This is a genomic window from Nocardia sp. NPDC057455, from assembly GCF_042802775.1.
Classification (GTDB): Bacteria; Actinomycetota; Actinomycetes; order Mycobacteriales; family Mycobacteriaceae; genus Nocardia.
In genome coordinates, this window is record NZ_JBHVDM010000151.1 from 1 (window position 1) to 9,400 (window position 9,400).

General features: G+C 69.4%; 5 protein-coding genes. All 5 read right to left on the reverse strand.

Annotation, left to right across the window (positions count from 1 at the left end; all coding sequences use genetic code 11):
• Positions 1–37: 37 nt before the first annotated feature.
• Positions 38–715 (reverse strand): class I SAM-dependent methyltransferase, encoded by a 678-nt coding sequence (locus ACFU5M_RS33220; RefSeq protein WP_379055358.1) that lies wholly within the window; start codon positions 713–715, stop codon positions 38–40.
• 9 nt (positions 716–724) lie between these two features.
• Positions 725–1,501 carry an ATP-binding protein gene (locus ACFU5M_RS33225; RefSeq protein ID WP_379055360.1) on the reverse strand — a complete coding sequence of 259 codons (777 nt, stop codon included), beginning with the start codon at positions 1,499–1,501 and terminating at the stop codon, positions 725–727.
• Between the two features lie 36 nt (positions 1,502–1,537).
• Positions 1,538–2,500: an AvrD family protein gene (locus tag ACFU5M_RS33230; RefSeq protein WP_379055362.1), complete on the reverse strand. Its 963-nt coding sequence runs from the start codon at positions 2,498–2,500 to the stop codon at positions 1,538–1,540.
• An 11-nt stretch (positions 2,501–2,511) separates the two neighbouring features.
• Positions 2,512–8,793 carry an SDR family NAD(P)-dependent oxidoreductase gene (locus ACFU5M_RS33235; RefSeq protein WP_379055364.1) on the reverse strand — a complete coding sequence of 2,094 codons (6,282 nt, stop codon included), beginning with the start codon at positions 8,791–8,793 and terminating at the stop codon, positions 2,512–2,514.
• A gap of 129 nt (positions 8,794–8,922) precedes the next feature.
• On the reverse strand, positions 8,923–9,400 hold a 478-nt coding region (locus tag ACFU5M_RS33240), incomplete at its 5' end, for an LLM class flavin-dependent oxidoreductase (RefSeq protein WP_379055366.1).

Here is a 9,400-nt window from a genome sequence, read left to right on the forward strand (position 1 = left end):
GCCCGCTACCGGCCGGATTCGCCGATGCGACCGGTGCTCACTCGGCCCGTTTGCGCGCGATGATCTGAATGCCGGGCTCGCCCGGGATGCGGCGCACCGTCGCGTCGGTGACCGGGAGATCGGTCACGAGTTCGCGGCCGTCCTCCAGATCGAGGCCGTAGCCTGCGATGTAGGTGCGGAAGAACGGCAGGCAGGCCCGCGCCATCGGCTGCGGCAGCTTCCAGCGGTCCACGAAGGTCCGCGCGTCCTCGAAGGTGCAGCCCCGATCGGCCTCGATCACCAGCAGCAGCCCGCCTGGCCGCAGCACCCGGATCATCTCCGCGAGCCCCTTGCGCTGATTCGGCCAGTGCTTGATCGAACCGGAGCTGATCACCGCGTCGTAGGCCGCGTCGGGGAACGGCAGATCCATCGCCGATCCCTCCCGGAACTGGATGCGGCTGCCCAGCGCCGCGCCGCGCTTGCGGGCCCTGCGCACCTGTTGTGGGGAGAGGTCGATGCCGGTCAGCTGCAGCGTGGTTCCGGCGGTGGCCAGGCCGACCGCGAGTTGCCCTCCGCCGCAACCGACATCGAGCACCTGCGCGCCCTGGTCGAGCTGGGCGACGATGTCGTCGAACAGAGTGGGGGTCATCTCCCGCACGGCATCGGAGATGAAGTTGTCGTAGAACCACGAGTCGATCGGGTTGTAGCGCTTGGTCTTGTCCAACAGGACGGTCATGGCGTGCTCCTAAACGCGAGTCGCGAACTTGATCTTGCGGCCGATGGTGTGCGGTTGTTGCTGGGCGATGATCGTTTCCTGGACGCGCTCGCGGCTGCTGCGCACGATCTCCATCGCCTCCTTCACCGCGACGTCGATGTCCATCACGGTGGGGATGTCGAGCATCGAGACGATGGACTCCAGGCGTTGTTCCGGGGTGCCGCGTACCGTCACGACCGGCTGCCCGAGCTCGCTGATCGCGTGCAGCAATTGCTGATCGGAAATGGCGCGATAGCGCTCGTCGACCGGCCGGTGGCCGTCGGGGTCCATCGGCACCTCCACCGGAAGGTGGAAGAAGATGTCGTAGTTCTGCCGGGCGCGCTGCCGGGCCATGTCGCCGTAGGCGTTGAGGTAGCGACGGTAGAACGGCCGGCCGGGCAGCGTGATGGTGTTCTTGACGGCTTTGTGCCATCGGCTCGATCCCGGGTTGGGACCGGTGACCAGCCGCGTGGTGCCGTAGACCCACTCGTTGAGCACCGAGCCGTCGGCGATGAAACCGCCTTGGGCGTCGAGGATCGCCTCGGCCTGGATGCGTAGCTCCAGCCGGCGGAAGCCGAGCGCCATCAATTCGGTGGTGCTCAAATCCTGAAAGCGCATGCCCGGGTAGAGCTCGGTGACCACCTCGCGGGCGGATGAGGCGTCCACCCGGGGAATGCCGGTCAGCAGGGACAGCGCCGTGGAGGTCGTGGTCTTTCCGGTCGAATACGTTCCGGAGATGACGATGCGTCGATAGTTGTTTCCCGACATGGGAATGCCTTTCCGATCGTTCGGGGATGCGTGGGGTCAGGCCGGCAGCCGGTGCGCGAGGTCGTATCGGATCTCGCAGCCCGCGAAGTCCGATGCCCAGCTGGAGATGCGCCAGTCGCCGCCGCCGAAGGCGAGGATCATCGAGCGCACCATGTGTGTGGTCGCGGTGCCCGAGGTTCGCGGCGCCGGGGGAGCGGACGCGCGCGCGGTCATCCGGCGCATCCACAGCGTCTCGCTGTCTTTGCGAGCGATGTTGTCCAGCTCGTAGAGCACGACCTGGGACAGTTGCGCCAGGATCACCGTCGCGTCGACCAGCGTCACCGAAGGCTGGTAGGCGTCGGCCACCCCGTACCAAGGGCCTGCCGAATCCGATTCCGTCAGAACGAAATCGGCGTCTGCGCGGCTGCCGCCGTCGGAGACGACGACGTTGCGCAGATACTGCCCGCGGGCGTACACCCCGCCGTGGAAGTATCCCCGACCGCTCTCCGGCACGGTGCTGGGTGCGGCCTGCGAGAGTCGCGGCGGCGCGGGCAGCGCTACGGTGGCCTCCAGGCTCATGCCGCCGCCCAGCGCTCCGGTGATGCTGATCGTGTTCTCTTCCACCGCGACGACCGTCGCGCTGATCGGGAACTCCTCCAGCGACTCCGTCGCGATGGTTCCGCTGCTGAACTGGACGAACGGCACCCAGCACGACCGGATTTCGCTGTCGGTGAGCCCGAAGCACGAACGCAGGATCACCTCGAGCAGCCGGTAGCCGAAGATCGAGCAGTCGATGCTGCTGACGTGCGGCACCAGCACGCGGGTGCTCTTGCGCGACCAGTCCAGCGGATAGTGCACTCCGGCCCTCGCCGTCAGCCGCGGACGGTCCTGCGCGTCGCGGCCGATGGCGATGTCGAAGATGCGGTGCGTGATTCGTTTGTACCCCTCCCCGAAGAACCGCCCGTCCCGGTGACCCAGCACGGTGTCGATATCGGCGTAGGCGATCAGCTCGGTGGACATGTCGGTTCCTTTCATGCCGCGGCCTGCGCGTCGGCGGTCTCGGCGAACTGGCTGACCACCTTGGCGCCGATGCCGCGCAAGGACAGGCCCCTGCTGAGTTCGAGTGCGGAGATCTTGACGTCGAGCTCTTTCTCGGTACGGGCCCCGAATTCCATCGCCATCAGCGAGTCCATGCCGAGGTCGGTGACCGGCTCGTCGATGTTGACGGTGTCGGTGTCCACGCCGAGCACCACCGCGAGCTGATCGGCGAGGCGCTGGGCGACGAAGTCGGCGCGCTGTTCGACGGGCAGCGTGAGGATCTCGGTGCGCAGGGTGCCGCCGGCCTCGCCGCCGACCCCGATGTCGGTGAGCAACTGACGGAAACGGCGGGTGTCGGTGGACGGCCGCGCCACCCGCGACCACACCGTCCAGTCGATATCGGCCACCGCGACCTGAGCGCTGTCGAGTGCCAGGCATTCGCGCAGCAGGGCGGTGGCGCGGTCCATGTCGATGGGCAGGAAGCCGATCGACTTCACGTAGTCCACCAGGGCCTCGGTCTTGTCGGCCATGCCGCCGCCGCTCATGAAGCCCCAGTTCACCGCCAGCGCCGCGGCGCCGCGGGCACGCCGGTCGGCCGCGAGCGCGTCCAAGGCGGCGTTGGCGGCGGCGTAGCCGACCTGTGGGGTGATGCAGCCCAGCGCGCTGATCGAGGAGTACAGCACGAACATGTCCAGTTCGATCCCCGCCGCCTCGACCGCCCGGTCCAGATGCTGGGCGCCACGCACTTTGGCGAACAGTTCGTCGAGCGACTCGCGCGTGATCTGCGGGATGGGCAGGTTGTTCACCACCCCGGCGGCGTGGAAGATCCCGCGCAGCGGTGCGACGGACCGGATGCGGCCCACCAGCGCGGCCGTGGCGGCGTAGTCGGCGATGTCCACGCGTTCCTCGATCACCGCCACGCCCGCCGCCGTGAAGGCCGCGACCTGATGCTCGGCTTGCGGGGTGGACGCGCCGCTGCGGCCGACCAGCACCAGTTTGCGTGCGCCTTCGGCGACCAGCCAGCGGGCGGTGGCCAGTCCGAACCCACCGAAACCGCCGGTCACCAGGTAGCAGCCGTCCGGGTCGATGCGCGGGTGAGCGAGCCTGGGGCGCACCATCGGCTGTTCTTCGCGCAGGTCCAGCACAACCCGGCCGATCTGGTCGGATCGGGCGACGGACTCGAAAGCCGCGGCCAGCTCCGACACCGGATAGGCCGTGTAGGGGAGGTACCGGTATGCGCCCGACCGCAATGCCGCGTGGCTGGCCCGCATCGGCGTGCGCAGCAGTTCCGGGTCGTGGGCCAGCGCGCGGTCCATGTCGACGGAGAAGAACGTGAGGTTGCGGTCGAAGGGGCCGAGATCGATGACGCCGCCGGTGTAGATGTCGGCCTTGCCGATGTCGACCACTCGGCCGAATTCCGCGGCCACGCGGAAGTTCTGGTGCAGGATCTCGCCGGGAGCCGAACTGTAGACGACGTCGACGCCGCGTCCGCCGGTCAGCTCGGCGATCGCGTCGACGAAGTCGGCCGATCGCGACTCGAGTACGTGCTGCGCGCCGAGCCGGCGCACCTGCGCACGCCGCTCGGGCGTGCCCGCCGTCGCGATCACCGTCGCTCCGATGTCCAGCGCGACCTGCACCGCGGCCATGCCCATGCCGCCCGCCGCACCGTGCACGAGCACCGTCTCACCCGGCCGCAGCCGAGCCAGTGTCCGCAGCCCGAATTCGGCGGTGAGGAACGGCAATCCGGATCCGCAGGTCAGCGGGTCGTAGGCCTCTCCGGGCAGCAGTTGGTGCGGCAGTGTCGCGCCCGCGTCTACGGGCATGGTCACGTATTTGCGGAGGATATCCCTGGCGCACACCATCATCCGGTCACCGACCGCGACGTCGGTGACGCCGGGCCCGACGCGCTCGACCACGCCGGAGCCCTCCATGCCGACCGTCGTGCCGAAATAGGTGCCCGCGAGTTCTCTTTCGGTGAGCACGCCGATGACTTTCATCGCGTCCTTGTAGTTGAGCCCGGCCGTCTCCATCCGGACCTCGATCTCACCCGGACCGGGCGCGACCCGGTCGGTTTCGCGCAACGCCAGATCGGACATCAACCGGGACTTCGGAATCTCCGCCACGAAAGAGGCTTCCGGGTCCGACAGCGGGACGGCACGGTTGCGTTCGTCGAGGTACGTGCCGAAGTTCCGGTCCAGTCGCACCGCCCAGTGGTCGTCTCCCCGCAGGCCGATCTCGTCGAGCACGTCCTCGGCGAGAACGAGGTCGGTCGGCGGGGTGGTGGCCTGTGGTGCCACGTCGACCAGCCGCCATCCCGCGGCGGGTTGTTCGTTGAGCAGAGCGCGTCGCGCGCCCACCAGCGCGCCGTGCGACACCTGTACGGCGGTGTCGGCGGGGGTGCACAGCGCGTTCTCGGTGACGACGACGCTGTGGACGCGGACCTGGGGCGCGTCGGCGAGCAGATGCTCGATGGCATTCGCCACGCGCGCGAGCCAGTAGACGTTGCGCGCCCCGTCGAACGCGGCGCCGAACACGCTGATCACCCGGATTCGTTCGGCGATCGGGACGCCGTCGGGTGAGCGCAACGCCAGCCGCAGGCGCTCGTCGTTGTCGTCGGCGTCCGCGTCGGCGAGCACGACGGTGACGTCGGTCCGCTCGCCCAGCAGGGCGGCCGCGCGATCGGCGGCGTCGGCGCCGACACAGACGGCGATCACGGCCTCCGCTTCGGCGGGACGCTCACCCGCCGGGGCCGCGACGACCTCCCAGATGGGCTGGTAGAACACGCGTTCCAGCTGGTGTGTGACGTCGACAGCCGCGCTGACCGGACGGAACTCGACGCCGAGCAGCCGCATGGCCACCTCGCCGTGTTCGCCGACGATGGCGATATCGGCGCGCAGCGGGTGCACGCCGCGGCGGGTCACCACGACCCGCGGTCGCTCCGGGAGCGCGCCGAGCAGACGCACCCCGGCGATGGCGGCAGGCACGATCGCTACGTCGCTATCGGAGTCCGCGGCCAGCGCGGCGACGCACTGCAACGCGGCGTCGACCACTGCCGGGTGGGCCAGGTGCCGGATCGGCGTGGCCGACTCGACCGGTGCGAGCGAGGCGACCACCGCGTCCGCGCCGACGACGGCAGAGACGATGCGCTGGAAGGCCGGCCCGTAGTCCAGCCCGCGAGCGGCCAGCCCACGATAGAGATCCGGGCCCGCGACCGCGGCGGCGTGCTCAGGGGCGTCGACGTCCACCACGGCGGCGCTGAAGTCGGCCTCGATGAGCCTGCCGTGGGCGTTGAGCGTCCAGGTGGTGGCGGTGGCCGAGCGCGAGTGGATCTGGAAGCGTTTGGTCGACTCCTCGACGCTCACCCGCAGTACCGGGATGTCGTGCTCGTCGATCACCAGCGGCGCGACGAACTCCACCGATTCCAGGCCGACGCTAGCGCGTCCGGTGCGTTCGACGGCGGCGCTGAGCGCGGCGTCGAGGTAGGCGGCGCCGGGCAGCACGACATATCCGTCCACGACGTGGTCGCGCAGCCAGGGCAGCCGCGACACCGAGAGCTGGACCTCCCATTCCGAGCTCGCCGCCGTGGTGGGATCACCGAGCAGGGCATAGCCCTCCGGCGTGCCGAGACGATCGAGCAGGGTGACCGGCTCGTCGTGCCACACCCGCTTGCGCTGCCAGGGGTAGGCGGGCAGATCCAGGTGCTCGACGATCGAGTCCGGCCGACCGGGCACGGCCGAACCGTCCAGCGAGCCCGCGACATACAGATCCGCGACGGCGCGCAGCACGTTGTTGCGGTCGCGCAAGTCGCGCGAGAGCGTGGTCACCGAGGCGCCGATCGCTCCGCGATGGATCAGCATCTCGCGGATGTTGCCGCTGAGCACCGGGTGCGGGCCCACCTCGAGGAAGACCCGGTGGCCCGCGTCGACCAGTGCGCCGATGGCGTCGGCGAACCGGACCGGCTCCCGGACGTTGCGGCACCAGTAGTCCGCGCCCCAGTCCGTGCCCGCGATCTCGGTGGCGGTCACGGTGGAATACGTGGTGAGTTTCGCGTCCCGCGGGGCGAGCTGGCTCAGCGCGTCGCGCAGGTCGTCGAGGATCGGGTCCATCAGATGGCTGTGGTACGGCACTTCGACTCGCAGGCTGCGCGCGAACGTGCCGGTGGCCGACAGGGTGTCGCGCAGCAGTTCCAGGTCCTGGCTGTCGCCGGCGAGGGTGACCGCGCCGGGGCTGTTCACCGCGGCGATCGAGATGCTGTCGGTGCGGGCGAGCAACTCCCGCGCCTCGCGTTCGGACATGCCGAGAGCCAGCATGCCTCCGGTGCCCGCGGTGGTCGCCTGCAGCCGGGCGCGGTGGTAGCTGACGGTGAGCGCGTCGCGCAGCGACAGCGCGCCGGAGACGTACGCGGCGGTGACCTCCCCGACGCTGTGCCCGACCACCACCGCGGGATACACGCCGTACTCGGCCAGTTCGGCGGTCAGCGCCGCCTGCAGCACGAAGTTTGCCGGCTGGGCGAACGCGGTGCGCATGATCCGCGAGTCGGCCTCGTCGGCGAGCATCTCGTCCAGGATCGACCAGCCCGCGATCGAGATGAACTCACGGTCGATCTCCCTGGCCACCTTCGCGAACGTGCTGTCGGTGGTGAGCAGCTCACGGCCCATGCCCCACCACTGCGGCCCCATTCCGCTGAAGACGAAGACGGGCTCCACCTCGCCGTCGCCGATGACCCGCGACGGCGCGCGGCCCTCGCCCGCGGCGAAGGCACGCAACTGGGTGCGCAGATCGTCGGCGTCGTCGTAGGCGAAGCCGACCCGCAAGGGGTGGTGGGCGCGCCGAGTCCAGGCCGCCGCGGTCACCGCGTCGGCGGGATGGTGCTCGAGCGCGTGGGCGAGTTCGCCGGCGAGCGCCCGCACCGCGGTCTCGTGTCGGCCGGAGATCGGCAGCACCTTCGGCACCGGGCGTTCGTCGTCGGCCCGCGCGGTCCGCGGCGGCGCTTCGGCGAGGATGACGTGGGCGTTGGTGCCGCCGTAGCCGAAGCCGTTGACCGCGACCACACCCTTGCCCGGCTCCGCGGGCAGCGGTTCGGGACGCAGCGGGACCCGTAGTCGTAGCTCGTCGAACTTGATCTCCGGATTCGGTGTGGTCAAGTCGAATTGGGGAGCGACGGTGCGGTGGTGCAGGGTGAGCGCGGCCTTGATCAGGCTCGCGACCCCGGCAGCGGCTTCGGTGTGCCCGAAGTTGTTCTTCACCGAACCGACCGGCACCGGTTCGCCACGGCCGTCCACCGCGCCGTACACCGCGCCCAGCGCCGACATCTCGAGCGGGTCGCCGACCGCGGTGCCGGTGCCGTGCGCCTCGAGGTAGCTCACCTCGTGCGCGGCGACGCCGGCGTCGTCGCGCACCTGGCGGGCCAACTGTTCCTGCGCAACGGGATTGGGCACCGGGATGGCCATGGTGCGGCCGTCCTGGTTCACGCCGGTCGCGCGGATGACAGCGTAGACACGGTCGTTGTCGCGCTGCGCCACATCGAGCGGCTTGAGCAGCACCGCGCCCGCGCCCTCGGCGCGGCCGTATCCGTCGGCGGCGGCGTCGAAGGTCTTGCAGCGCCCGTCGACCGAAAGGAACCGGCCCTTGCACATCGAGATGAACGTCTCCGGCTGCAGCATCGCGTTCGCCCCGCCGGCCAGTGCGATCTCGCATTCGCCGTTGGCGATCGCCTGCACCGCGAGATGCGTGGCCACCAGCGACGACGAGCACGCGGTGTCGACGGTCAGGCTGGGGCCGTGCAGGTCGAGCAGATAGGAGATGCGGTTGGACAGCAAGGTGTGCGAGGCGCTCATCGCGGTGTGGCTGGTGATCGCCGAGCGGACCAGCGGACCGCTGCGTCCGAGCACGTTGTCCAGGATGAAGCCGCCGACGTACACGCCGACGCGGTGGCCGGAGACCCGGCCCGCCATGCCCGCGTCGTCGAGCGCCTCCCACGTCACCTCCAGCAGCAGCCGCTGCTGCGGGTCGAGGATGGCGGCCTCCTTCTGGGCGATGCCGAAGAAGTCGGCGTCGAAATCCCACAGCGGTTGGGTGAGAAATCCGCCGCGCCGGGTGTACATACGCCCCGGCGCGTCCGGATCCGGGTCGTAGTACTTTTCGATACTCCAGCGGTCCGCTGGAATGTCGACGATCCCGTCGCCTTTGTCGAGCAGAAAATCCCAATAACTCTTCGGGTCGAATACACCGCCTGGAAACCGGCAGCCGATACCCACTATTGCAATGTCGACCATTATTTCTCCTGGCCTGAAATGCGGGTCCATGCTGAGCCCCCCGACCGCAGCAGCACAAATATCTGACGAGCTTCTTCGCTCGAATAGTCATGCTATTGCGCATGCCGCTCGAGCGTCAATTGTTCTGCGTTACAGCTTTTTCAATTTACGCAACGTCGCCACCAGTGGCGCGTTGGAAAGCATCCCGCGCGTGAGGTGCGGATGAATTGCGCTGAGATTCATGAGCACGGCGTAGCGCAGACCGTGGTCGCGCCAGTCCGCGAGCTGCTCGACGATCTCGTCGGGCGTCCCGGCCAGGCAGAACTCCCGCACCAGCGACGCCGGGACCTTCTCGATGTAGTCCAGCACGGTGCGCTCGTCGAGCGTCTGCGGCAGGTAGTCCTGCAGGCCGGTGAAGTCCTCGCCCAGCGGGTGGGTAGCGCCGTGCCTGGTCCACATCTCGCCGGGGGCACACAGGGTCAGCGCCCGCGCGCCGACACTCTCGACCAGAGCGTCCACCTCCGCGGGACGCGCTGCGGTGAGCACGCTGAACACGGCGGCGGGCGCGACCGACAACGGGTCGCGACCCGCGTCGGAGGCCGCGGCGCGGACCTGCTCGAGGCGGTGC

Bases quoted from the DNA above. Each gene is read 5' to 3' on its own strand.
- ACFU5M_RS33230 (WP_379055362.1), bottom strand. From the start codon at position 2,500: ATGTCCACCGAGCTGATCGCCTACGCCGATATCGACACCGTGCTGGGT.
- ACFU5M_RS33225 (WP_379055360.1), bottom strand. From the start codon at position 1,501: ATGTCGGGAAACAACTATCGACGCATCGTCATCTCCGGAACGTATTCG.
- ACFU5M_RS33235 (WP_379055364.1), bottom strand. From the start codon at position 8,793: ATGGTCGACATTGCAATAGTGGGTATCGGCTGCCGGTTTCCAGGCGGT.
- ACFU5M_RS33220 (WP_379055358.1), bottom strand. From the start codon at position 715: ATGACCGTCCTGTTGGACAAGACCAAGCGCTACAACCCGATCGACTCG.